We start from the raw sequence: 23,517 nt of genomic DNA on the forward strand, positions 1-23,517 counted from the left end.
TTTCGCCAGAGGTCAAATGATGGAAAATCATTGCCGGAATGAGGATCCGGTCGGGATGGGGTTAATGCAACGACGGATATTGATATGACCATGTGACTCCTGCTGAAGTGTGCGGACGCGGGATCTCCGTACCCCGAGGAGGTTGTCCATGGCGTTCCGCACGCCCCTGTTCCGCCGCCGGCTGGCCCTCGCCGCCGCCGTCAGCCTGACCCTCGTCACCGTCACCACCGGTCCGGCCGCCGCCCGGCCCACCCCGGACCGGTCCAGCGAGCCGGCCGCCGTCGGCTACCGCGTGCTCGGTCCGCGTACGCTCGCCGACCGGAACGCCGTCGCGCGCACCGGCGCGGCGATCGACTACTCCGAACACGGCGTCCTGCACGTCACCGCGACCAGCGCGGAAGCCGCCGCGATCACCCGGCTCGGCTTCCGACTCGACAAGGACGTCGCTCCGGCCCCCGCAGCCGGGGCGACCGCCTACGCCTTCCCGCCCGCCGATTCCAACTACCACGACTACGCCGAGTTGACCGCCGTGGTGAACAAGGTGGTCGCCGACCATCCGGCCATCGCCCGCAAGCTCAGCATCGGCACCTCGTATCAGGGCCGGGACCTGATGGCGGTGAAGATCTCCGACAACGTCGGCACGGACGAGAACGAGCCGGAGATCCTCTTCAACGCCCAGCAGCACGCCCGCGAGCACCTGACCGTCGAGATGGCGATCTACCTGCTCGACCTCTTCACCGACAACTACGGCACCGATTCCCGGATCACCAACATCGTCAACTCCCGGGAGATCTGGATCGTCCCGACGCTGAACCCCGACGGCAGTGAGTACGACATCGCCACCGGCTCGTACCGGTCCTGGCGGAAGAACCGGCAGCCCAACAGTGGCTCGTCGTACGTCGGCACCGACCTGAACCGGAACTGGTCGTACCAGTGGGGCTGCTGCGGCGGCTCCTCCGGCTCCACCTCGTCGGAGACCTACCGCGGCCCGTCCGCCTTCTCCGCACCGGAGACGCAGGCGCTGCGCAACTTCGTCAACAGCCGGGTGGTCGGCGGGGTGCAGCAGCTCAAAGCCAACATCGACTTCCACACCTACTCGCAGTTGGTGCTCTGGCCCTTCGGCTACACCACCGCGAACACCCCCAGCGGGATGACCGCCGACCAGTACAACACCTTCGCCACCATCGGCCGGCAGATGGCCTCCAGCAACGGCTACACGCCGGAGCAGTCCAGCGATCTGTACATCGCCGACGGCACCAGCATCGACTGGATGTGGGGTGCGCACCGGATCTGGGCGTACACCTTCGAGATGTACCCGGGATCGGCCTCCGGCGGCGGCTTCTACCCGCCCGACGAGGTGATCCCCGCGCAGACCTCCCGGAACAAGGAGGCCGTGCTGCTACTGTCCGAGTACGCCGACTGCCCGTACCGGGCGATCGGCAAGCAGACCCAGTACTGCTGACGCGACTCGCGGGTGGGGGCTCCGAGGCACCCCCGGCGGAGCCCCCACCCACTCCTCCCGTCCGGACGATCTCCGCTGGTCATGCGCTACCGTGGCACCGACCAACCCGCAGCGAAGCCGGTGCGAAACCGGCGCTGTCCCGCAACTGTGATGCCCCGCACGCGGCGTCGGCCCACCGGCCGGCGCTGACAACTGCGGGGACGAGCCAGGTCGCCTGCGGCACGGTCGCGACACGCGCTCTCGAGGAAGGGCGCCTCGCGGACGGGCGAGCCCAGGCGGTCCTGTCGGCGAAGCACCAGCTCCTCGACCGACAGGAGGACCAATGTCCAGACGTACCCCCCGGCTCTTCGCCACCGCCCTCGCGGTCGGCGCGCTCCTCCTCGGCGGCTGCGCCGAGAAGACCTCGACCGACACCCCGGCCGCCGGCGGCAGCTCCGCGGCTGCCGCGTTCCCGGCCACCGTCGGCAAGCTGACCCTGGAGAAGCGCCCGGAGAAGATCGTCTCGCTCTCGCCGAGCGCAACCGAGATGCTCTTCGCCATCGGGGCCGGCAAGCAGGTCGTCGCCGTCGACGACCAGTCGAACTACCCGCCGGAGGCGCCGAAGAGCGACCTGTCCGGCTTCCAGCCGAACGCCGAGGCGATCGCCGGCAAGAACCCCGACCTGGTGGTGCTCTCCAACGACATCAACAAGATCGTCGACCAGCTCACCACGCTGAAGATCCCGGTGCTGCTCACCCCGGCCGCCGCCACGCTCGACGACACGTACCAGCAGATCACCGACCTGGGCACGCTGACCGGCCACGCCTCCGAGGCGGCGGACGTCACCAAGAAGATGAAGGACGACATCGCCGCGCTCACCAAGGACCTGCCGCAGCGGGCGAAGAAGCTCACCTACTACCACGAGCTGGGCCCGGAGCTGTACACCGCGACCAGCAAGACCTTCATCGGCTCGATCTACGCCCTCGCTGGTCTGGAGAACATCGCCGACCCGTCGGACGCCGACGGCGCCAAGGGCGGCTACCCGCAGTTGTCCCAGGAGGTCATCGTCAAGGCGAACCCCGACTTCGTCTTCCTGTCCGACACCAAGTGCTGCCAGCAGTCCCCGGAGACCGTCAAGGCCCGCAGCGGCTGGGCCGGGGTGACCGCGGTGAAGAACAACCAGATCGTCGCCCTCGACGACGACATCGCCTCGCGCTGGGGCCCGCGCGTGGTCGACCTGGTCCGGGCGATCGTCGACGCCACCGCCAAGGTTCCGGCGTGACCCACCGGTGACCGTGCGACCAGCGGATTCCGCCGGCCCGGCGGCCGGGACGCCCAACGCGTCCCGGCCGTCCGGCGGGTCCCCGACCGACTCAGCGACCGCGCCGGCCACCCGCACCGGCCCCGGGCGGGCCGGCGGGGCGCTGCCCGGTCATCGGCGCGCCGCGGCCGGGCCCGGTGCCCCGGTCCGGCCGGCCGGGCTACGGAAACGATGGCTGTTCGCCGGCCTCGGGGCGGTGCTGGTCGCGCTGGTGGCCGGGGTGTCGCTGGGCCCGGTCAGCCTGCCGCCCGGCAGCGTCGCCGCCGAACTGCTCAACCTGCTGCCCGGGGTGCACCTGGACAGCGGGCTCACCGAGCGGGAGATCGCCATCGTCACCGAGCTGCGGCTGCCGCGGGCCGTGCTCGGCCTGCTGGTCGGCGCGCTGCTGGCCCTGGCCGGCGGCTGCTACCAGGGCGTCTTCCGCAACCCGCTGGCCGACCCGTATTTGCTGGGCGTGGCGGCCGGCGCCGGGCTCGCGGTGACCACGGTGATCGCGCTCGGCGTCGGGGCGGGCGGGGCGCTGAGCGGCATGCCGCTGACCATCCCGCTCGCCGCGTTCGTCGGCTCGCTCGGCGCGGTGGCCATGACCTACCTCCTCGGCGCGGCCGGCGGGCGCGACCGGTCGCCCGCCACGCTGATCCTGGCCGGGGTGGCGGTGTCCGCGTTCCTCGCCGCCGGGCAGACCTACCTGCTGCAACGCCACGCCGAGAGCATCCAGCAGGTCTACTCGTGGCTGCTCGGACGGCTGGCCACCGCCGGCTGGCAGGACGTCCGGCTGGTGCTGCCGTACTTCGTGCTCACCGCGGTGGTGGTGCTGCTGCACCGGCGGGAGCTGGACGTGCTCTCCGTCGGCGACGACGAGGCCACCAGCCTGGGGCTGCACCCGCGGCGCTCGCGCTACCTGCTGATCGCCGCCGCGTCGCTGGGCACCGCCGCCGCGGTCTCCGCCTCCGGGCTGATCGGCTTCGTCGGCATCATCGTGCCGCACACCGTACGCCTGCTGGCCGGCTCCAGCTACCGGGTGATCCTGCCGCTGTCGATGCTCTTCGGCGGGGCCTTCCTGGCGCTGACCGACGTGGCCGCCCGGACCGTCGCCGCCCCCGCCGAGCTGCCGATCGGCGTGGTCACCGCGCTGCTCGGCGGCCCGTTCTTCGTCCTGGTCCTGCGCACCTCCCGCCGGGTGTTCACATGAGCGCGCGTCCGCGAGCGCATCGTCAGCTCAGCGCGCGGAGCGCCACGACGACGAGCGCCGTCGAGGTGCGCGACCTGCACGTCGACCTGGGCGGGACGTCGATCCTGGCGGGCGTGGACCTGACCGTCGCGGCGGGCGAGTGGGTCACCGTCATCGGCCCGAACGGCGCCGGCAAGTCGACCCTGCTGCGCGCCGTCGGCGGCCTGCTGCCCGCGCCGGGCGCGGTCGCCCTGTTCGGTACGCCGATCCAGTCCCTCCGCCGCCGCGACCGGGCCCGGGTCGTCGCCACGGTGGCGCAGTCCCCGGTGGTGCCGGCCGGCATGTCGGTGTTCGACTACGTGCTGCTCGGGCGAACCCCGTACATCCCGCCGCTGGGCCGGGAGTCGACCGCCGACCTGGCCGCCGTGCACGAGGTGCTGGACGGGCTCGACCTCGGCGCGTTCGGGCACCGGGAGCTGGCCACCCTCTCCGGTGGGGAGCGGCAGCGGGTCTTCCTGGCCCGTGCCCTGGCGCAGGGCGCCACCCTACTGCTGCTGGACGAGCCGACCAGCGCGCTGGACATCGGCCACCAGCAGGAGGTGCTGGAGCTGGTCGACCGGCTCCGCCGCGAGCACGGCCTGACCGTGCTCGCCACCATGCACGACCTCTCCGTGGCCGGCGAGTACGCCGACCGGCTGGTCCTGCTCGCCGACGGCCGGGTGGCCGCGGCCGGCCCACCTCGGGAGGTGCTCACCGAGGACCTGCTCGCCACCCACTACCGCGCCCACGTCCGCGTCATCCAGGGCGACCACGGCCCGCTCGTCGTCCCGGTCCGCCCCCGGCCCCTGGCAGGTTGATCAGAGGTTGTTGCCGCAGCCCGTCGGGGTCGCGCACGACATGATCAACCAGTGTGGTGGGGACGTAGGGTGAGGACGGAGAAGAGGGCGCCCTCGGGGTCGCGGAGGGCGGCGAGGCGGCCCCGCGGGGTGTCCCGGGGCGGGACCAGGACCGTGCCGCCCAGCTCGGCGGCACGGGCGGCGGTGGCCTCGGCGTCCGCCACCGCGAACCACACCGACCAGTACGCGGGCAGGTCGGCCGGCAGCTCCTCCAGCGGTGGCGTCATGCCCGCGACGATCCGGGCACCACACCGCCAGCCCGTGTAGGGGGCGGGCTGCGTCGGCTGCTCCTCCGCGTGCCAGCCGAAGACCAGCGCGTAGAAGTCCCGCGCGCCCTCCGGGTCGGGAGTGACCAACTCGTTCCAGCACATCGCCCCGGGAGCGTTGAACAGCTCCGCGCCGCGCATCGCCATCGGCTGCCAGACGCTGAACACCGCGCCCGCCGGGTCGGAGAGGACCGCCATCCGGCCCTGGTCGAGGACGTCGAACGGGGCGACCACCACCTGTCCGCCGGCCGCCTCCACCCGGGTGGCCACCAGATCGGCGTCGTCGGTCGCCACGTACGTCGACCAGATCGGCACCTGGTCCGGGGCGGCCGGCGGGCCCGCCGCGGCGACCGCCCGCCCATCCTTGAGGAAGATCGTGTAGCCGCCGGCCGTCGGCTCCGGGGAGACGCGGCCGGTCCAGCCGAACAGCTCCGGGTAGAACCGCTTCGCGTCCTCCAGCCCAGGCGTGGCCAGGTCGGTCCAGCAGGGCGTGCCGGGCTCGACGCCGCTCACGCTGACCCCTCTCGCCGGGGGCGGCCCCGCTGGCACACCCTGCCGGCATCGTGGCACCGTCCCGCCGCCCCCCGGGCCGGAATCGGACAAGAGGTCAGGTGAAGCGCCGTCCCTCGTCCCGCCGGTACGCCCATCCAGCGACCCCGGCCAGCACCACGATCCAGACGCCGAGCATGGCCACGGAGACCAGGTTCGGCCGCCAGTCGGTGACCGCCGCCCACATCAGCTCCACCGCGCCCCGGGTGGGCAGGTAGGGGGCGATCGCCTTGATGAAGCTGGGCGCGTCGTCCGGGCCGGAGAGCAGGCCGCCGCCGAAGGCGAGGGGGAAGAAGATGAGCTGGGCGACCACGATCGCCGCCTTGCTCGGCAGCGAGTAGCCGATGGCCAGCCCGAGCAGGGTGAACGGCACCGAGATCACCGCGACCCCGGCGGCACCGAGCAGGAACTGCGCCGGGGTGACCCGGGCCGCCGTGGCCACCGCCGCGATCACCACCACCGGGAGCATGGACAGGTAGGTGAGCGCCAGGCCGGCCAGGATCCGGCCGGCGAGGCGCGGCCCCGGACCGGCCGGCAGCGTCCGGGTGTACGGGTTCCACGGCTGGTCGCGGTCCTCGGCGACGCCGATCCCGTACTGGAAGATGTTGGCGCTCATCACCGCGAAGGTGACCATGGCGCAGGTGGCGTAGGTGGCCCCGGCCGGGTCGTCACCGGCGAACGGCACCACGAAGAAGAGCATCGCGGCGGCTGGGAAGAACGCGCTGCCGAAGATGGCGACCGGGATCCGGACGGTCTCGAGAAGCTGGTAACGGGCGTGGACCAGGGCGAGCGGCACGAGATCTTCTCCTCAGACGGTGGCGGGCGCGGGCCGGTCGCCGGTGGTGATGGCGAGGAACGCCTCCTCCAAGGAGGTGGGCCGCACCTCCAGGTCGCGGAACGCCACGCCGGCGGCGACCAGGTCGCGGACGAGTTGGTCGGCGTCCGTGGTGAGCAGGTGGGTACGCCCGTCGGTGTGCTCGGTGGCGACCACCCCGGGCAGCGGCGGCAGGTCGTCGGCGACCAGGCTGACCCGGCGTACGCCGACGATGCCCCGGATCGCCTCGACCGTGTCGTCCGCGAGCACCCGGCCCTGGCCGATCACCACCACCCGCTGGGCGAGGGCCTCCACCTCCTCCAGGTAGTGGCTGCTGAGCAGCACGGTGCCGCCGTCGGCGTGGAAGCTGCGGATCGCCTCCCAGAGCGTGTGCCGCGCCTCGACGTCCAGCCCGGTGGTCGGCTCGTCGAGGACGACCAGCCGCGGGCGGCCGACGAACGCGAGGGCCACGGCGAGCCGGCGGCGCTGCCCGCCGGAGAGCCCGCCGGTCTGCCGTTTCACCTGGTCGGCGAGGCCGAACCGGTCGAGCAGTTCGCCCCGGGGGATCGGGTCGGGGAAGTGCGCGAAGACGAAGTCGACCACCTCGCCGACCCGCAACGTGCCGGGCAGGCCGGTCTCCTGCGGGGTCACCCCGAGCTGCCGCCGGCTCGCCGGGTCGCGCGGGTCGCCGCCGAACAGCTCCACCCGGCCGGACGTGGGCCGGCGCAGCCCCACCAGCAGGTTGATCAGGGTGCTCTTGCCGGCGCCGTTCGGGCCGAGCAGGCCGACCAGCTCACCGGCGTGGACGGTCAGGTCGACCCGGTCCAGGGCCAGCACCTCGCCGTAGCGGCGGCTGACCTGGTCGGCGCGGGCCAGGATCATCGAGAACTCCTCGGGGGTGCGGGCGACAGCTGTGCCGCCCCATGTGTAGCGCGCCGGCGCCAGTCCCCGCCGCCCCCTGGGACGGGGCGACGACGGATCCGGCGCATCACCTACTGTGGTAATCCCGTCGGCCGCTTCGCGCCACGGCGACGACGGACGCGTGCCGACTGGACACTGGGGAGGGTCAGTGACGAGTCCGAGCAAGAACCTGGACGTCCAACCGGAGGCGCTGAAGGCCTTCGCCGCAGCCAGCCGGGGCCGGGCGACCCGGTTCAACGAGTTGGCCCGGGTCTTCCGCGACGGGCACGTGCCCCGGCACGCCTTCGGGATCATGCCGGCGTCCTTCAGTCTCGCGGCCGCGTACGCCGAGCAGTTCGAGGCGTGCCTGCAGGGGCTGGAGGAGGGCGCGGAGACGATGGCCGACATCGCCGAGGGGATGAGCGACACGGCCGACGCGTACACCGGGACCGACGTGGCGACCAACGACATGTTCGTGCCGGGCGCCTGAGGGGGACATGTGAGCACCGAGGCGCTGCAGCGCAACAAGACCTACTTCGAGCAGGTCGTGTCGGGCACCCCCGACCCGTTCAAGCCGCTCTCCCAGGCCGTCCTGTGGCCGTTCGAGCAGCTGCTGGAACTGGTCGCCGGTGAGCCGGACGACCTGATGCAGGCGGCCCAGCTCGCCCTGACCACCGGCGAGGCGGTGCGGCAGATCGCTGGCGACCAGATCGCCGACCGGGCCCGGCTGCGCGGCGCCTGGGACGGCGACGCGGCGGAGAAGTTCCATGCCTCGATGGAGTCCGTCGAGCAGGCGATCGAGGAGCTGGCCAAGGGGCTGGACGGCACGAAGGAGGTGCTGGTCGACGCGGCGAACGCGGCGGTCGAGGCGTTCAACCTCCTGGTCGAGCTGATCCTGGAGTTCCTGCTCTGGTTCCTGACCGAGGTCATCATCGCCGCGGTGGCCGCCGTGCTCAGCGCGGGCGTGACGCTGGCCGCCACGGTGGTCCGGGTGCTGGCCCGGCTGGCCACCACGGTCGGCCGCATGGTCAAGATCGTCGCGCGGTTCGCCGAGATCCTCACCAAGCTGGTGACCAAGCTGGAGAAGGTCGCCGAGCTGCTCACCCGCTACCGCAAGCTGGTGATGGAGCTGCGCAAGGCCAAGAAGGCGTACAAGGCGTGGAACAAGTCCGGCTACACCAAGGAGGCGTTCGCGTTCAAGATGAAACGCGCCGCCATCCTGTTCCCCGGCAAGTTCGCCATCAACCAGGCATCCCCGGTGAACATCCCCGGCATCGGCGGCACCCTGCTGGACACCGGCGTCGGCCTGCACGACATCTCGGACGGGCACAAGGACCGCAACTACCTGGTGGACGGCACCTACAAGGAGGACCTGGGCCCGTACACCAAGGGCGTCCAGAATGTCTTCGACTCGATCGTCAACTGAGAGGCAGCCATGACCTTCCCCGCCCTGGACCGGATCGAGGCGCTGGCCCGCAACCTCGACGGGTGGCAGCGCGAACTCGGCGCGCGGATGGCCGAGCTGGAGCAGAGCAGCGCCGAGGGGGTGAGCGACTCCGGCCTGGTCACGGTCACCGCGGCCGCCGACGGCAAGATCCTCTCGACCGAGATCAACGCCCGGGCCATGCGCTTCGACTCCTACACCCTCGCGGAGGAGTTCACCGCCGCCGCGAACCGTGCCCAGGAGGCCGCCGCCGCCCGGGTCCGCGAGATCGTCGGCGAGGTGATGGGCAACGCGCCGGCCGCGCCGCGCCCGGCCGCCGACGACTACGGCTACGACCGGTACTGAGCCGATGGAGGAGACCAGGTACCGCGACCGGATCGGTCAGCTCGCCGATCCGGGCGAGCGGGTGCTGGCATCCGCGAAGGCCGAGGTCGCCAACGGGGCCACGCCGGCCCCGCCGCGCGACCCGGGCGCACCCGAGGTCTCCGGCCGGGCGACCGTCGGCTCGGTGCTGCTCAACGTGCTCGCCCCGCTGGCCACCTGGGACCGCGGCGACCGACTGGTGGACGTGATCGCCTGGGGGATCGCCGGCCGCGGCGCCCCCGGCTCCGCCGCCTCCCGGCTGCACCACGCGGTGCACCCGGCCCGGCCGGACGGGGCGGTGCGGCACACCCTGCTCGCCGTCACCGACCGGCGGATGCTGGTCTGCGTCACCGGTCCGCTGAAGCTGCTCGCCAGCCGGGGGGACGACGAGCGCGCCCTGGCCGAGACCCGGGTCGCCTGGTCGGCGTCGCGCGCCGAGGTGGCGTCGGCCCGGGTGGGCTGGCACCGGCTCAACCCGAAGCGGCTACGCATCGACTTCACGGACGGCTCGTGGCTCGCCTTCACCGTGCCGATCGCCGAATCCGGCCGCCCGCTCCGCGCCCTCGCCGCCGCCCTCTCGGGCTGAGCCGCCGTCGCCGTCCCCAAGATCGCGCTCGAACCGGGATGTAGTGGCCTACTGGAGTCCGGGAGGCCACTACATCCCGGATACAGGTGCTCTTGCTTGCGGTCGGCGACGGGCCCAGCCGCCGTCAGCCGGCCAGGGGAGCGGGCAGTGGGTCGTGGTGCAGCACCGCCAGCCGAGACACCGCCCGGGTCAGCACCACGTAGAGGCGGTGCAGGCCCCGCGGCTCGGCCGCCACGATCGCGGCCGGCTCGACCACCACGACGTGGTCGTACTCCAGGCCCTTGACCAGGGTCGCCGGGACCACGGTGACGCGCGCTGCGGTCTCCACGTCGTCGGCGGTCGCGGTCTCGACGCCCGCGCCGGAGAGCGCCGCGCGGAGCCGGTCCACCGCGTCGTCGGCGGCGATCACGCCGACCGAACCGTCGTGCCCGAGCGCCGCGTGCACCTCGGCCACCGTCGCCGCTGTCAGGTCCTCGACCGTACGCACGTCCAGCGTCCCGTCGCGGCGCAGCGACTCGGCCGCGGGTACGTCGACCGCGAGCGCCGGCAGCAGCCGGTTGGCGAACGCGACGACCGCCGCCGGCACCCGGAAGCCGACGCTGAGCGGCACCACGGTGGCGTCCGGCTTGCCCAGGTGGGTCAGGGACTCCCGCCAGTCCGTGGCGGCCCAGGGCGCGGTGCCCTGGGCCAGGTCGCCGAGCAGGGTGATCGAGCCGTGCTCGCTGCGCCGGGCGATGGCCCGGCACTGCATCGGGGACAGGTCCTGCGCCTCGTCGACCACCACGTGCCCGAAGCCGGCCGGCCGTTCGATCAGCCCGGCCGCCTCGTCGATCAGGACCGCGTCGGCGGCCGTCCACTTCGTCGCCTTCGGGGTACGGCCCAGCTTTGTCCCGGTGGCCGCCGAGCCGCGCCGCCGGTCGGTGCCTGCGCGCTGCGGCCCGCCCGCGCCGGCATCTCCTGTTTCGGCGTCTGCCGGGTCCGGTCGCCCGCCGGGGCCTGCGTGCCCGAGCAGCAGGGCCTGCTCGTCGGCGTCGAGTAGGCCGTCGGCCGCCGTGGCGAGGAATTCGGCGTCGGACCAGAGCCGGTGCAGCAGCCCGTCCGGGGTGAGCGCCGGCCAGACCGCGTCGAGGAAGGCGGTGACCGGCTGGGCCTTGCCCATCCGGCGCAGCCAGGCGTCGCTGGGTGACTCCGCCCGGCGGGCCTCGGCCTGGCGTTGCAGCAGCCCCACCACCCGGGCCCGGACGCGCTCCCGGCCGGTCGCGTACGGCAGCCCCTCCCGGCGGGTCTCCTCGACCACCCGGTGCAGCGGGTCGAGGCCGATCCGCCAGCGGAACGAGCCGTCCGACACCATGATCGGCTCGGTGGGCGTACCGATGTGGGCGTCGACCGCGCGGCGGAGCACCTCGGCCATCCGGGCGTCGTGCTTGACGGTGGCGACGGCGGGATCGTCGACCGCGCGTACCGGCACCCGGGCGACCAGGTCCTCCACCGTGGCCTGCTCGACCTCGACCTCGCCGAGCGCCGGCAGCACCGCGGCGATGTACGACAGGAACGCCCGGTTGGGCCCGACGATCAGCACTCCGGACCGGCGTAGCCGTTCCCGGTGCAGGTAGAGCAGGTACGCGGCGCGGTGCAGCCCGACCGCCGTCTTTCCGGTGCCGGGCGCGCCCTGCACGCAGATCGAGTCGGCCAGGTCGGCCCGGACCAGTTCGTCCTGCTCGGGCTGGATGGTGGCGACGATGTCCCGCATCGGGCCGACGCGGGGACGCTCGATCTCGGCGGTGAGGATCCGGCTGGCCGTGCCCAGTTCCTCCCCCCGGTCCAGGTGCTCGTCCTCGAAGCTGGTCAGCAGGCCGGAGCTGAACCCGAAGCGGCGTCGGACGGCGACCCCCTGTGGGTCACGGGCGCTGGCCCGGTAGAACGACCGGGAGACCGGGGCTCGCCAGTCCAGCACCAGCGGCTCGCCGAGGTCGTCGGTCACGTGCCGGCGCCCGACGTGGTACACCCCGACGATGTCGTCGGGCTCGGCGTCGCCGCTGTGCCGGCTGTCGGCGGTTCCGCCGCTGTGCCGGCTGTCGGCCGTCCCGCCGAAGTCGAGCCGGCCGAAGAAGAGGGGCGTGGTGGGGTCGTCGGCCAGTTCCTTGACCCGCCGGGCCATGTGGCGGCCCAACTGCTCGGCGGTGTAGGCGTCACCGGCGACCTTGTCGCCGGTGGCGAAGAGTGCCTCTGCCCGCTCCCGCATCCGGCGTAGTGCCGCCCGGGAGGTCTCCAGGTGGGCGCGTTCGGCGGCGAGTTCGAGGTCCAGGGTCTGTTCGGGGGCGTGCAGGGTCATCCACGTACTCCTCGTCACGGGGAAAAACGCTGCCGCTCGCGTTTCCGACCACGGGTCGGCGCGGGGACGTCCGCTGCGGTGCTACTCACCTCGGCCGTCGGGCGGGACAGAGCAGCTTACTCCGACCGGGGTGGCGGGCAACTGAATTTCGTCGGGTCGTGCCCGGCGCGGGATCATGGGGGCATGACCGAGGAGCGCCCCGAACAGCGCCGGGTGACGATCAGCGACCCGCAGGTGATGCGGGCCCTCGCCCACCCCGCCCGTATGGCGATCATGGAACATCTCAGCACGGTGGAGGGCGGTGCGACCGCCACCGAGTGCGCCCAGATCGCCGGCCTCTCCCCGAGCGCGACCAGTTACCACCTGCGGGAGCTGGCGAAGTACGGGCTGATCGAGGAAGCCCCCAGCCGTGGTGACGCCCGGGAGCGGGTCTGGCAGGCGTTCAGCCCTTCGTACTACATCGAATCGGGCCCGGACGCCGACTCGGAGGCCCGCGCCGCCGAGGCGGCCCTGGTGGAGGCCCACATGGCTCGGGACAGCCAGCGCGTCCGGGACTGGATCCAGCGCGCCCCTGACGAGCCGCGCGAGTGGTACGAGGCGGCCTGGTTCAGCGACAGCCTGCTGCAGCTCACCGCCGAGGAGCTGACCGGACTCAACAACGCGATCCAGAAGTTGATCGAGCCGTACCGGCGGCGGCTGCGGGCCAACCCGCCCGCCGGATCCCGAAGCGTCGCCGTGCAGTACCGGGCGTTGCCCCTCGACTGACGGGGGTTGCGTCGACCAATTGTGAAGGATTATTTTCGAAATATGTCCTTCGCATCTGGCCGTTCGCGCTGGTCCGACGTCTGGCTGGTCACCGGCTCCCGCGCCGTCTCCACCTGCGGCGACTTCCTCGCCGCCACCGCCCTGGCCCTGGCGCTCCAGTCCGCCGGCGCGGGCGGGCTCGCGGTGTCCGGGCTGATGCTCGCCGCCACCGCGCCGCTGGCGGCGCTCGCTCCGCTGACCGGCCGGCTCGCGGACCGGGTGGACAGCAGGCTGCTGCTGGTGGTCGCCGGGCTCGGCCAGGCCACCGCCTGTGTCGCCCTCGCCTACGCCAGTCACCCGGCCCTGGTCATCGCGCTGGTGGCGCTGCTCGCGTCCGGCCTCGCGGTCACCCAGCCGGTGCTCTCCGCGCTGGTGCCGGCCATGGTCCGGGCCGAGGACCTGCCCCGGGCCGCCGCGCTGAACCAGACCGCCGGGACGCTCGGCGCGCTGGCCGGCCCGGCCCTGGCCGGAGTGCTGGTGGGCGGCTTCGGCACCCGGCTGCCGCTGCTCCTCGACGCCGCCAGCTACCTCGCGCTCGTGGCGGCCGCGCTGCTCATCCGGACCCGCCGGGGTGGCAGCCGGCGATCGGACCCGGCGACGGCACCCGGCACGTCCGCCGCGCCCGCGGTCGCCTGGCGGCTGCGCGGCGACCCGATGCTGGTCGCGATGATCGTCACCATCGCCGGCGTGATCGCCGCCGTCGGGGCGATCAACGTGGTCGAGGTCTTCTTCATCCGCGAGACCCTGCACAGCTCCACCACCATGTACGGCCTGGTCACCGGCTCGTGGACGCTCGGCATCCTGGTCGGGGCATGGCTCTTCGCCCGGCTGGCCCGGCGGTTGGTCGACGACCGCCGGCTGCTCGTCGGATACCTCGTCCTGCTCGCCGGATGCTGCCTGATGATCCTGCTCTCCGCTGCGGTGCCCTCCGCACTGCTGCTGGTGCCGGTCTGGCTGCTCGGTGGAGTGGGCAACGGCGGGGCGAACGTCTTCGACAACGTGCTGCTGGCCCGGCGGGTGCCCGAGGCGAGCCGCGGCCGGGCGTACGCCGCGCTCGGCGGGTCCGTCCAGGGTGCCTCCATGGTCGGCTTCCTGCTCGGCGGTCTCCTGCTCGAGGCGGCCACGCCCCGGTCCCTGGTCGCCGGTTGCGGTGTCGCCGGGCTGCTGGTGATCGCGCTGGTCGTGCCCTCGGTCACCCGGGCCGTCCGGGCCGTGCGGGCGCCGGTCGGCGTACCCCCGGCCGGGCCTGCCGAAGCACCGGCGCTCCGGCCCGGCGGCGTGGCCGAAGGCGGACCGGTCGGTCCGGCGGCGTCCGGGGCGCGGCAGGTGGCCGCCGGTGCGGAGTTGGCCACTCAACTGCCCTCCCCGTGAGCCGGCGAGGCGGCGCGGCGATAACGTCGGGTCATGGCCGACCGCATCGCCCGCCCCCGGGTGGGACACATCCAGTTCCTCAACTGCCTGCCGATCTACTGGGGGCTGATGCGGTCCGGCGCGCTGATCGACGTCGACCTGCACAAGGACTCGCCGGACCGGCTGAACGCCGCACTGGTCGCCGGTGACCTCGACATCGGGCCGATCTCGCACGTGGAGTACCTGCGGCACGCCGACGAGCTGCTGCTCCTGCCGGATCTGGCGGTCGGCAGCGACGGCCCGGTGCTCTCGGTGAACGTGGTCTCCACCAAGCCCCTCGCCGAGCTGGACGGTGCCCGCGTCGCGCTCGGCTCGACCTCCCGTACCGGGGTGCTCCTGGCCCAGCTGCTGCTCGCCGAGCGGTACGGCGTACGTCCGGAGTACTTCCGCTGCCCGCCGGAGCTGACCCAGATGCTCCTGGAGGCCGACGCCGGTGTGCTGATCGGCGACGTGGCGCTGCGCGCGCTCTACGAGGCGCCCCGCAAGGGCCTCCAGGTGACCGACCTCGGGCAGGCCTGGCGGGAGTGGACCGGGCTGCCGATGGTGTTCGCCGTCTGGGCGGTCCGCCGCGACTTCGCCGCCGCCCACCCCGGCGTGGTGAAGGAGGTGCACGAGGCGTTTCTGCGCTCGCGCGACCTCTGCCTGGCCGAGCTGGATCAGGTGGCCGAGGCGGCGGCCCGCTGGGAGCCGTTCGACGCGGCGACCCTGGCCACCTACTTCCGTACCCTCGATTTCTCACTGGGCGAGCGGCAGGTGACCGGGCTGCGTGAGTTCGCCCGCCGGGCGGCCGCGATGGGTGAGGCCCCCGCCCTCCCGGCCGGCGGGCCGGAGTTCTTCCTTGGCTGACGCCGAAACGGCGATGTGGCGGTCTCCCCGGAGCCGGGACACCGCCACGTCGGCGAGCTGAGGAACGGGCGGTTACGTGGCCGGGCGGAGCAACGCCTCGGTGATCTTCTCGCAGTTCTTCATGCCGTAGTCGTAGCCCATGCCGATCGGGTAGCGGACCATCACGCCCATCGTCCAGGTGTCGCCGATGGCCAGGCAGTTGATGTGCATCTCCTGCTCCTTGGTCCGGTCGATCCAGCCGTTCTTGATGGCGATGGTCTTCTGCACCTTGGCGGGGAACGCCTTGCGGATGCCGAAGTCGCCGGCACCACGGACCAGCCGCATCTCGTTGAGCAGCCACTTGGTCCACTTCGGTCCGGCCGCCCGGCTGTCGTCGATGCACAGACCGAGCCGGGCGGTGTCCCGTGGGGACAGTTTGGTCCGGCTCCAGCCGCCGTCACTGGCGACCTTGCTGTCGGTCAGCCCGCACATCGAGATCAGGCGTTTGATCGAGGCGGACCGGCCGACGCTGTTGTAGAACTGCTCGGCGCGGGTGTTGTCGCTGTCCCGGATGATCTTCGTGGCGTCGGCCAGCTTCGCGTCGCTCGGGGTCTGCCCGTTCTCGGCCGCCCGCCGCAGGTAGTCGGCCACGATCCACGACTTGATCATCGAGGCGGTGGTGCTGGTCTCGGCCATGTTCTCCGAACCGATGATTTTCCCGGTCCGCTTGTCCAGGACACTCCACGCGTACCAGCCCTTGATCCCGAGGTCGTCGAGGTCCTGCGCGGCGAACGGCAGCGGCTCGAGGGACGGGGAGGGTGAGGGCGAGGCAGACGGGGCGGGACGGGTGTTGCGATCGGTCGGCGTACCCGCGGACCGGCCGCCCGCCGCGGCCGGCTGCGAGGCGACGGCGGGGCGCAGCGGCGAGCCGGGCACCAGCCGGAGCGCCACGAGCGACAGGCCGACCAGGATGACGGCGACGGCGGCGAGGGCCAGCGGGCGATGATTGCTGCCCGGGCGGCGGCGGGTGCCGGCCATCAGAGCTTCCCGAGCGGCTGCTGCGGCACCTTCAGGGCGGCGCCGGGCTGCGGGGTCACCAGCTGGGTGGCGACACTGGCGCAGACCTTCGCGCCGTACTCCAGGCCGGCCTTCTGCGGGTAGCGCATCATCACGGTGAGGGTCCAGTCGTCGGTGATAGCGAGGCAGTTGACGTGCCACTGGACGTCGGCCCAGAGCATGGTGAAGCCGTTCTTGATGCTGACCGGATGCTGGGACGTGATCGAGTCGGGCAGGCCGTCGATGATGCCCCAGCGACCACCCTGAACGGTCGTGCTCTTCTGGTCCTCGACGCCACCGCGGACCTTCGTCATCTCGCCGAGGACGAACTTGGTCCACTTCTTTCCGGCGGCGGTGCCGTCACCGATGCAGTCGCCCATCCGCACCGCGTCGCGCGGCGACATCTGGGTGTACGCCCACTTCGCCCGGGTGGGCTCGATCGTCGTGTCGGTCAGCTTGCACATCTTGATCAGCCGCTCCAGCACCGGCCGCCGTCCTCCGGCGTTGTACAGCGCTTCGGCGGCCACGTCGTTGCTGTCCCGGATGGCGGTGACAACCTGTTGCTTCCGCTGCGTGGTCAGCGGCTTGTTGCCGAGCTGGCGCAGATAGTCCGAGACGATCCACGCCTTGATCATCGACTCGGTCGAGTTCGTCTCGGTCATGTTCTTCGCGCCGCTGATCTCCCCGGTCTTGCGGTCCATCAGCGCCCAGGAGAAGAACTCGCCCGTGAAGTTCACCGAGACCGGTGCGGCGGCCAGGGTCGGCAGGGCTGGCGCGGTGGGCTCGGGCGCGGGGACCTTTTCGCCGCCACCGATGCCGCCGAGGCTGGCGATGGCGTCGCCGCCACTGAGGCGGGCGTACGCGGCGGGCACCAGCATGACGCCACCGAGGAGGACCGTCACGATGGCGAGCACCATGATCACGCGATGTCGCATGAGTGGGTGAACTCCAGATGTCTGGCCGGGGGGACCGGCTTTTCCGAATGTGTTCGGCCTGATCGCCGGGGCCGGGGGAGTGGCCTGGAGCCGGTGGCGATCGTCAGCAGCCGATCGGTGTGCCGGGGGAAGTCTACTTCCGGACAGGCCCGATGCCAGAACTCGTGTGGTGGCAACTCGCCGTGAAGGCGGGGTAATTCGCCGTTGTGCCGTGCTTGCGAGGATTCACCTTCTGGACGTGGCCGACATCACAGCGCGGTGGCAGATCGGCGCCACTGACCGTAAGCGGTCATCGGGTGACGGAAGGTGTGTCCGGAAACCTGTTACACCCTCTGGTGTCATCGGTCGCGAGCTGTAACACTGGCCTCATGTATGGCAACGACTTCGCCCCGCCCGAGGAGGGTCCGGGCGGCGGCCTGCTCGGCGAGGTGGAGGCGGCGGAGGTAGCGCTGCGGGAGGCCGCGGCGCGGGCCCGACGCGGCGGTCCGGCGCCCGACGAGGACCTTGAGGCGTACTTCGCGGACGTGATCGACGCCGATCAGAAGATCGAGCCGCGGGACTGGATGCCGGAGGCGTACCGGAAGTCGCTGATCCGGCAGATCGCCCAGCACGCGCACTCCGAGATCATCGGCATGCAGCCGGAGGGCAACTGGATCAGTCGCGCCCCCTCGCTCAAGCGCAAGGCGATCCTGCTGGCCAAGGTGCAGGACGAGGCCGGCCACGGCCTCTACCTCTACGCGGCGGCCGAGACGCTGGGCGTGAGCCGGGACGAGCTGGTGGAGCTGCTGATCGAGGGCCGGCAGAAGTACAGCTCGATCTTCAACTACCCGACGCTGACCTGGGCCGACGTGGGTGCGATCGGCTGGCTGGTGGACGGCGCGGCGATCGTCAACCAGGTGCCGCTGTGCCGCTGCTCCTACGGTCCGTACGCGCGAGCGATGATCCGGGTCTGCAAGGAGGAGTCGTTTCACCAGCGCCAGGGGTACGAGATCCTGCACACCCTGGCCCACGGCACGCCGGAGCAGAAGGCGATGGCCCAGGACGCGGTGGACCGCTGGTGGTATCCGTCCCTGGCGATGTTCGGCCCGCCCGACGGTGACTCGACGCACAGCGCGCAGTCGATGGCCTGGAAGATCAAGCGCTTCTCCAACGACGAGCTGCGCCAGCGCTTCGTCGACATGTGCGTGCAGCAGGCGGAGATCCTCGGGCTCACCCTCCCCGACCCCGACCTGCGGTGGAACGAGGAGCGGCAGGCGTACGACTTCAGCCAGCCCGACTACGACGAGCTGATGCGGGTGATCAAGGGCGACGGTCCGTGCAACCGGCAGCGGATGGCGCACCGGCGCGGCGCCCACGAGGAGGGCGCCTGGGTACGCGAGGCCGCCGCGGCGTACGCCGCCAAGCGGGCGGAGACGCAGAAGGAGAAGGTGGCGGCATGAGCGAGCGTCAGCGAGCGAGTCATCAGCACAGCGCGGAAGTGCCTCATGCCGGCGCCGAGCGGAGCGAGGTGGCGGCATGAGCAAGGAACAGACCCCGCTCTGGGAGGTGTTCGTGCGGGCCCGGCGCGGGCTGTCGCACACCCACGTGGGCAGCCTGCACGCCCCCGATGCGGAGCTGGCCCTGCGCAACGCGCGGGACCTCTACACCCGCCGGCAGGAGGGCGTCTCCATCTGGGTGGTGCCGGCGAGCGCGATCACCGCGTCCAGCCCGGACGAGAAGGATGCCTTCTTCGACCCGGCCGCCGACAAGGTCTACCGCCATCCGACCTTCTACCAGGTGCCGGACGGGGTGGCCCACCTGTGAGCGAGCGAACCATTCGGCTCAGCAGCGTGGTGCGAAGCGCCGCCGCCGAGCGAAGCGAGGTGGCGGCGTGAGCGCCCCATTCGACTTCGCCCTCGCCCTCGGCGACGACGCGCTGATCGCGGCGCAGCGGCTCGGCGAGTGGACCTCCCGCGCGCCGGAGATGGAGGAGGACGTCGCGCTGGCGAACATCGCCCTCGACCAGCTCGGTGCGGCCCGCCTCCTGCTCACGTACGCGGGCGAGCTCGAGGGCGCGGGGCGGGACGAGGACGCCCTGGCCTACCTTCGCGGCGACCGGGAGTTTCGCAACTGCCTCCTGGTCGAGCTGCCCAACGGCGACTTCGCGGTCACCATGGCGAAGCTGTTCTTCCTGGCCGCGTACCAGCTCCCGCTCTACACCGCGCTGGCCGGGTGCGGCGACGAGCGGCTGGCCGCGATCGGCGCGAAGGCCCGCAAGGAGTCCGCGTACCACCTGGACCACGCCTCGCTCTGGGTGCGGCGGCTCGGCGACGGCACCGAGGAGTCGCACCGCCGGATGCAGGCCGCGGTCGACCAGGTGTGGCCGTACGTCCACGAGCTCTTCACGGCGGACCCCGGGGCGCCGGTCGACCCGGCCACCCTGCGGGCCGACTTCGACGCCCACGTCTGCGCCGTGCTGGCCGAGGCGACGCTGACCCGCCCGGCGGACGGCTGGGCCCCGGGCGGTGGCCGGGACGGCGTCCACACCGAACACCTCTCGTACCTGCTGGCCGAGATGCAGGTGCTGCACCGCGCCCATCCCGGGGCGAAGTGGTGAGCGCGAGGAGTGCAGCGGAGCGGAGCCCCGCAGTCGCGAACGAAAGGTGGCACCGGTGAGTGACCCCAGGGCGGCCGTGGCGGCGGTGGTGGACCCGGAGATCCGGGTCGTCACCATCGACGAGCTGGGCATCCTGCGGTCGGTCGACGAGGACAAGGCCACCGGCCGGCTCGTCGTCACCATCACCCCCACCTACACCGGCTGCCCGGCGATGGACGTGATCCGGGCGGACATCCGCCGGGCGCTCGCCGCCGCCGGCCACCCCGACGCCGAGATCCGCACCGTGTACGCCCCGGCGTGGAGCACCGACTGGATCTCGGCGAGCGGCCGCGCCAAGCTGGCCGCCGCCGGCATCGCCCCGCCCGCGCCGGCCCGCGCCGGCACCGTCGTGCCGCTGACCCTCGCCGTACGCTGCCCGCGCTGCGGCTCCCCGGAGACCGAGCAGGTCAGCCGCTTCGGTTCCACCGCGTGCAAGGCCCTCTGGCGCTGCCGCTCCTGCTCCGAACCCTTCGACCACCTGAAGGCGCTGTGACTGTCACGATCACCCGACCGGTCCGTCGCCGGCCGGTCTTCCACCCGCTCCCCGTCGCCGCCGTCGACCGGCTCACCGCCGACGCCGTGGCGATCACCTTCGCCGTACCCGAGGAGCTGCGGGAGACGTTCGCGTTCTCCGCCGGTCAGCACCTCACCGTCCGGCTTCCCGCCGGTGGCGGGCTCACCGGCTCGGCCGGGGAGGGCGGGGAGGAGGTGCGGCGGTCGTACTCGATCTGCTCGACGCCGGCGGAGTTGGCGCGGCACGGCCGGCTGCGGATCGGGGTGCGGGAGATTCCCGGCGGCGCCTTCTCCGCGTACGCCTGCGGCGCCCTGCGCGGCGGCGACACCGTCGAGGTGCTGCCCCCACTCGGGCACTTCACCACGGCGTTCGCGCCGGACCGGGTCCGCCGGTACGGCGCGGTGGTGGCCGGCTCGGGCATCACCCCGGTGCTCTCGCTGGTCGCGACCGCGCTGGCCGTCGAGCCGGCCAGCACCTTCACCCTGGTGTACGGCAACCGCACGGCGAACTCGGTGATGTTCGCCGAGGAGTTGGCCGACCTGAAGGACCGGTGGCCCACCCGGCTGCATCTGGTGCACGTGCTCTCCCGGGAGCTGGGGGAGTCGCCGCTGCTGTCCGGGCGGATCGACGCCGACCGGCTCACTCGGCTGCTCGACACGATCGTCCCCGGCGACGCCATCGACGAGTGGTTCCTCTGCGGCCCGTACGGGATGGTGGTGGACGCCAAGGCGGTGCTGGCTGCCCGCGGTCTGCCGGATTCGGCGGTGCACACCGAGCTGTTCCACGTCGACGCTCCGCCGGAGCCGGTCCGCCGCCTGACCGACGAGCCCGGCGCCGGCGCCGAGGTGACGATCGTGCTGGACGGGCGCTCGTCGCGGTTCACCATGGGTCGGGACGAGCGGGTGCTGGACGCGGCGCTGAAGGTCCGCGGCGAGCTGCCGTACGCCTGTAAGGGCGGGGTCTGCTCGACCTGCAAGGCCAAGGTGGTCGAGGGCGAGGTGACCATGGCCCGCAACTACGCGTTGGAGCCCGACGAGGTGGCGGCCGGCTACGTCCTCACCTGCCAGTCCAGCCCGGTGACCGACAAGCTCACCGTCGACTACGACGCCTGACGCCACGCCACGCCGCGTGCCGGTCCGTCCGTGATCCGGGACCGGCACGCAGCGGGCAGAGGCCAGCGAAAGGAACTGTCACCCGTTCTGGCCGAGGCACAGCAGGAGCTTGCGCGAGTTCTGTTCTTCGGTGTAGCTCGCGACCGTGCTGGGGAACTGCTCGCACTTCGCATCGTCGGTGGTGTCCTCGACCTTGCCGAGGATGACGTACGCGGCGGCCGGGTCGCCGCAGTCGACGACGGTGACATCCGGGTTCGTGCTCGTGCCCTCGGCGCTGACGCAGGCGCCGACTTCGGCGTAGGCCGGGTCACTGGAGATGGCCCAGCCGAGAGCGAAGGCGATGACCACGGGTACGACGAGGCCGAACGCCGCGGCCCGCTGCAACACGGGCTTGCCCGGCACCGCCGGTACGCCCGGCGCGCCGGGCACCGGCTCGCCCAGGCGGCCGAGCCGGACCCGGGTGATGAGGTTCCCGATCAGGACGAGTGGGGTGATGATCATGGAGAGGAAGCCCCACCAGCCTTGCCAGAGGGTCTTCGCGCTCATGTCGCGACAGGTGGCGATGCCGCACGCCCTGCAGAACGGGCCGTGCTGGGTGAGGACACGCATGAAGATGAGGAAGCCCTGATGCCCGTGCAGCGTCGCCTTGATCGCCGGAATCGATCCACAGAAGCGACAGGTGAGGGGAGCGACGCTGGGCGCGGCCGCCGGCTGCGGGGCGGGCGGAACCTGAGGTTGGTGCGGGAATGGTGCGGTCACGACTCTTCCTTGAGAGAGGCCTGAGAACCACCGCACGATAGGCGACGACCAACTGCTTCGTTGTCCCGCCGGGCACGTCACATGGCGGAACACCCCGACAAGGCGTGGCGTCAAGCGGGCGTAGGCTCAGAGGCGTGACGGTGAGCCGGGAGATCGACGACATCCTGCAGCGCGGCGCGGACGGCGGGCGGATCACGCCCGAGGAGGCCCTGCTGCTCTACACCGAGGCGCCCTTCCACCCGCTCGGCGAGGCGGCGGACGCGGTGCGCCGGCGGCGCTACCCGGACAACGTCGTCACGTACCTGATCGACCGCAACATCAACTACACGAACGTCTGCGTGACGGCGTGCAAGTTCTGCGCGTTCTACCGGGCACCGAAGCACAAGGAGGGGTGGACCCACCCCACCGAGGAGATCCTGCGCCGCTGCGGCGAGGCGGTCGAGTTGGGCGCCACCCAGGTCATGCTCCAGGGCGGCCACCACCCGGACTACGGCGTGGAGTACTACGAGGAGCTCTTCTCCGCGGTCAAGCGGGTGTACCCGCAGCTCGCCATCCACTCGATCGGCCCGAGCGAGATCCTGCACATGGCCAAGGTCTCCGGGGTGAGCCTGGACGAGGCCATCGCCCGGATCAAGACGGCCGGGCTGGACTCCATCGCGGGCGCCGGCGCCGAGATGTTGCCGGACCGCCCGCGCAAGGCAATCGCCCCGCTCAAGGAGTCGGGCGCGCGCTGGCTGGAGGTCATGGAGCTGGCGCACCGGCAGGGCCTCGAGTCGACCGCGACCATGATGATGGGCACCGGCGAGACCAACGCCGAGCGGATCGAGCACCTGCGGATGATCCGCGACGTGCAGGACCGCACCGGCGGTTTCCGGGCGTTCATCCCGTGGACCTACCAGCCGGAGAACAACCACCTCAAGGGCCGCACCCAGGCGACCACGATGGAATACCTGCGGCTGATCGCGGTGGCCCGGCTCTTCTTCGAGACGGTGCCGCACCTGCAGGCGTCCTGGCTGACCACCGGCAAGGACGTCGGGCAGCTCGCCCTGCACATGGGGGTGGACGACCTCGGCTCGATCATGCTGGAGGAGAACGTCATCTCCTCGGCCGGTGCCCGGCACCGGTCCAACCTGCACGAGCTGATCGGCATGATCCGCTGCGCCGACCGGATCCCCGCGCAGCGGGACACCCTCTACCAGCGGCTCGCGGTGCACTGGACGCCGGCCGACGACCCGAGCGACGACCGGGTGGTCTCGCACTTCTCCTCGATCGCCCTGCCGGGTGGCGGGGCCGGGAAGTCGTTGCCGCTCGTCGAGGTCAACTGAGCCCGTCCCGTCCACCGGTCGCGCCCGCCTGGGCACCGTCGGTGACCGCGTCCGGCCTG

Annotated in this window: 23 protein-coding genes, 1 pseudogene and 1 riboswitch; of the genes and pseudogenes, 17 read left to right on the forward strand and 7 right to left on the reverse strand. The window is 72.1% G+C overall.

Features of this window, described 5'->3' with window-relative positions:
- Window positions 1-148: 148 nt before the first annotated feature.
- The 4 genes and pseudogenes from ABZ783_RS05770 to ABZ783_RS05785 all read left to right on the forward strand — a co-directional run.
- Window positions 149-1,459, forward strand: a pseudogene (locus tag ABZ783_RS05770) (M14 family metallopeptidase); the annotation flags it as partial.
- A 119-nt stretch (window positions 1,460-1,578) separates the two neighbouring features.
- A riboswitch (cobalamin riboswitch) is annotated at window positions 1,579-1,672 on the forward strand.
- 112 nt (window positions 1,673-1,784) lie between these two features.
- Window positions 1,785-2,723 (forward strand): ABC transporter substrate-binding protein, encoded by a 939-nt coding sequence (locus ABZ783_RS05775; protein WP_357434706.1) that lies wholly within the window; start codon window positions 1,785-1,787, stop codon window positions 2,721-2,723.
- Window positions 2,724-2,865: 142 nt separating this feature from the next.
- Window positions 2,866-3,954 (forward strand): iron ABC transporter permease, encoded by a 1,089-nt coding sequence (locus tag ABZ783_RS05780; RefSeq protein WP_357434787.1) that lies wholly within the window; start codon window positions 2,866-2,868, stop codon window positions 3,952-3,954.
- A complete protein-coding gene (locus ABZ783_RS05785) occupies window positions 3,951-4,790 on the forward strand; it encodes an ABC transporter ATP-binding protein (protein WP_357434707.1) in 840 nt (279 codons plus the stop codon). The genes ABZ783_RS05780 and ABZ783_RS05785 overlap by 4 nt, the downstream gene beginning before the upstream one ends.
- Before the next feature lie 44 nt (window positions 4,791-4,834).
- Here ABZ783_RS05785 and ABZ783_RS05790 read toward each other — a convergent pair whose 3' ends face one another.
- From ABZ783_RS05790 to ABZ783_RS05800, 3 genes are all read right to left on the reverse strand, one after another.
- Window positions 4,835-5,608, reverse strand: coding sequence for a VOC family protein (locus tag ABZ783_RS05790; RefSeq protein WP_357434708.1), 774 nt, complete (start codon window positions 5,606-5,608; stop codon window positions 4,835-4,837).
- Between the two features lie 94 nt (window positions 5,609-5,702).
- Entirely contained in the window at window positions 5,703-6,440 is a 738-nt protein-coding gene (locus ABZ783_RS05795; protein WP_357434709.1) for an ABC transporter permease, read from the reverse strand.
- A 12-nt stretch (window positions 6,441-6,452) separates the two neighbouring features.
- Window positions 6,453-7,340 carry an ABC transporter ATP-binding protein gene (locus ABZ783_RS05800; RefSeq protein ID WP_357434710.1) on the reverse strand — a complete coding sequence of 296 codons (888 nt, stop codon included), beginning with the start codon at window positions 7,338-7,340 and terminating at the stop codon, window positions 6,453-6,455.
- Window positions 7,341-7,527: 187 nt separating this feature from the next.
- Here ABZ783_RS05800 and ABZ783_RS05805 point away from each other — a divergent pair, with 187 nt between their 5' ends.
- From ABZ783_RS05805 to ABZ783_RS05820, 4 genes are read left to right on the forward strand one after another with little or no spacing between them, the layout of a single operon-like run.
- On the forward strand, window positions 7,528-7,848 hold the full coding sequence (locus ABZ783_RS05805) for a type VII secretion target (RefSeq protein WP_073834123.1): 321 nt from the start codon (window positions 7,528-7,530) through the stop codon (window positions 7,846-7,848).
- A 9-nt stretch (window positions 7,849-7,857) separates the two neighbouring features.
- Complete coding sequence (locus tag ABZ783_RS05810; RefSeq protein ID WP_357434711.1) at window positions 7,858-8,784, forward strand: WXG100 family type VII secretion target; 927 nt, start codon at window positions 7,858-7,860, stop codon at window positions 8,782-8,784.
- A gap of 9 nt (window positions 8,785-8,793) precedes the next feature.
- Entirely contained in the window at window positions 8,794-9,147 is a 354-nt protein-coding gene (locus tag ABZ783_RS05815; protein ID WP_357434712.1) for a YbaB/EbfC family nucleoid-associated protein, read from the forward strand.
- Window positions 9,148-9,151: 4 nt separating this feature from the next.
- Complete coding sequence (locus tag ABZ783_RS05820; RefSeq protein WP_357434713.1) at window positions 9,152-9,751, forward strand: hypothetical protein; 600 nt, start codon at window positions 9,152-9,154, stop codon at window positions 9,749-9,751.
- Window positions 9,752-9,875: 124 nt separating this feature from the next.
- On the opposite strand, the gene ABZ783_RS05825 is transcribed toward ABZ783_RS05820, so the two are convergent.
- Entirely contained in the window at window positions 9,876-12,083 is a 2,208-nt protein-coding gene (locus ABZ783_RS05825; protein WP_357434714.1) for an AAA family ATPase, read from the reverse strand.
- A gap of 183 nt (window positions 12,084-12,266) precedes the next feature.
- Between ABZ783_RS05825 and ABZ783_RS05830 the strand changes: the two genes are divergently transcribed.
- From ABZ783_RS05830 to ABZ783_RS05840, 3 genes are read left to right on the forward strand one after another with little or no spacing between them, the layout of a single operon-like run.
- Window positions 12,267-12,848, forward strand: coding sequence for a winged helix-turn-helix domain-containing protein (locus tag ABZ783_RS05830; RefSeq protein ID WP_357434715.1), 582 nt, complete (start codon window positions 12,267-12,269; stop codon window positions 12,846-12,848).
- Between the two features lie 42 nt (window positions 12,849-12,890).
- Complete coding sequence (locus ABZ783_RS05835; RefSeq protein ID WP_357434716.1) at window positions 12,891-14,258, forward strand: MFS transporter; 1,368 nt, start codon at window positions 12,891-12,893, stop codon at window positions 14,256-14,258.
- A 33-nt stretch (window positions 14,259-14,291) separates the two neighbouring features.
- Complete coding sequence (locus tag ABZ783_RS05840) at window positions 14,292-15,143, forward strand: menaquinone biosynthesis protein (protein WP_073834117.1); 852 nt, start codon at window positions 14,292-14,294, stop codon at window positions 15,141-15,143.
- Window positions 15,144-15,215: 72 nt separating this feature from the next.
- Here the strand turns inward: ABZ783_RS05840 and ABZ783_RS05845 are convergent, their stop codons facing one another.
- Entirely contained in the window at window positions 15,216-16,160 is a 945-nt protein-coding gene (locus ABZ783_RS05845) for a hypothetical protein (RefSeq protein WP_357434717.1), read from the reverse strand.
- A complete protein-coding gene (locus tag ABZ783_RS05850; RefSeq protein ID WP_357434718.1) occupies window positions 16,160-17,113 on the reverse strand; it encodes a hypothetical protein in 954 nt (317 codons plus the stop codon). The genes ABZ783_RS05845 and ABZ783_RS05850 overlap by 1 nt, the downstream gene beginning before the upstream one ends.
- A gap of 368 nt (window positions 17,114-17,481) precedes the next feature.
- On the opposite strand from ABZ783_RS05850, the gene paaA reads away from it, so the two are divergent.
- The 5 genes from paaA to paaE all read left to right on the forward strand — a co-directional run bounded on the left by paaA (window position 17,482) and on the right by paaE (window position 21,374).
- A complete protein-coding gene (gene paaA / locus ABZ783_RS05855) occupies window positions 17,482-18,552 on the forward strand; it encodes a 1,2-phenylacetyl-CoA epoxidase subunit PaaA (protein WP_357434719.1) in 1,071 nt (356 codons plus the stop codon).
- 76 nt (window positions 18,553-18,628) lie between these two features.
- Complete coding sequence (paaB, locus tag ABZ783_RS05860) at window positions 18,629-18,916, forward strand: 1,2-phenylacetyl-CoA epoxidase subunit PaaB (protein ID WP_357434720.1); 288 nt, start codon at window positions 18,629-18,631, stop codon at window positions 18,914-18,916.
- Between the two features lie 67 nt (window positions 18,917-18,983).
- Window positions 18,984-19,709, forward strand: coding sequence for a 1,2-phenylacetyl-CoA epoxidase subunit PaaC (gene paaC / locus ABZ783_RS05865; protein ID WP_357434721.1), 726 nt, complete (start codon window positions 18,984-18,986; stop codon window positions 19,707-19,709).
- Between the two features lie 55 nt (window positions 19,710-19,764).
- Entirely contained in the window at window positions 19,765-20,241 is a 477-nt protein-coding gene (paaD, locus tag ABZ783_RS05870; protein WP_357434722.1) for a 1,2-phenylacetyl-CoA epoxidase subunit PaaD, read from the forward strand.
- On the forward strand, window positions 20,238-21,374 hold the full coding sequence (gene paaE, locus ABZ783_RS05875) for a 1,2-phenylacetyl-CoA epoxidase subunit PaaE (protein ID WP_357434723.1): 1,137 nt from the start codon (window positions 20,238-20,240) through the stop codon (window positions 21,372-21,374). Before paaD ends, paaE begins: the two co-directional genes overlap by 4 nt.
- 78 nt (window positions 21,375-21,452) lie before the next feature.
- On the opposite strand, the gene ABZ783_RS05880 is transcribed toward paaE, so the two are convergent.
- The gene (locus tag ABZ783_RS05880; protein ID WP_357434724.1) at window positions 21,453-22,133 is read right to left on the reverse strand and encodes a hypothetical protein; all 681 of its coding nucleotides are present in this window, start codon (window positions 22,131-22,133) and stop codon (window positions 21,453-21,455) included.
- 134 nt (window positions 22,134-22,267) lie between these two features.
- On the opposite strand from ABZ783_RS05880, the gene mqnC reads away from it, so the two are divergent.
- The gene (mqnC, locus tag ABZ783_RS05885; RefSeq protein ID WP_357434725.1) at window positions 22,268-23,458 is read left to right on the forward strand and encodes a cyclic dehypoxanthinyl futalosine synthase; all 1,191 of its coding nucleotides are present in this window, start codon (window positions 22,268-22,270) and stop codon (window positions 23,456-23,458) included.
- The last annotated feature ends 59 nt before the right edge of the window (window positions 23,459-23,517 follow it).

Source organism: Micromonospora sp. NPDC047738 (genome assembly GCF_040642675.1).
Taxonomy (GTDB): Bacteria; Actinomycetota; Actinomycetes; order Mycobacteriales; family Micromonosporaceae; genus Micromonospora.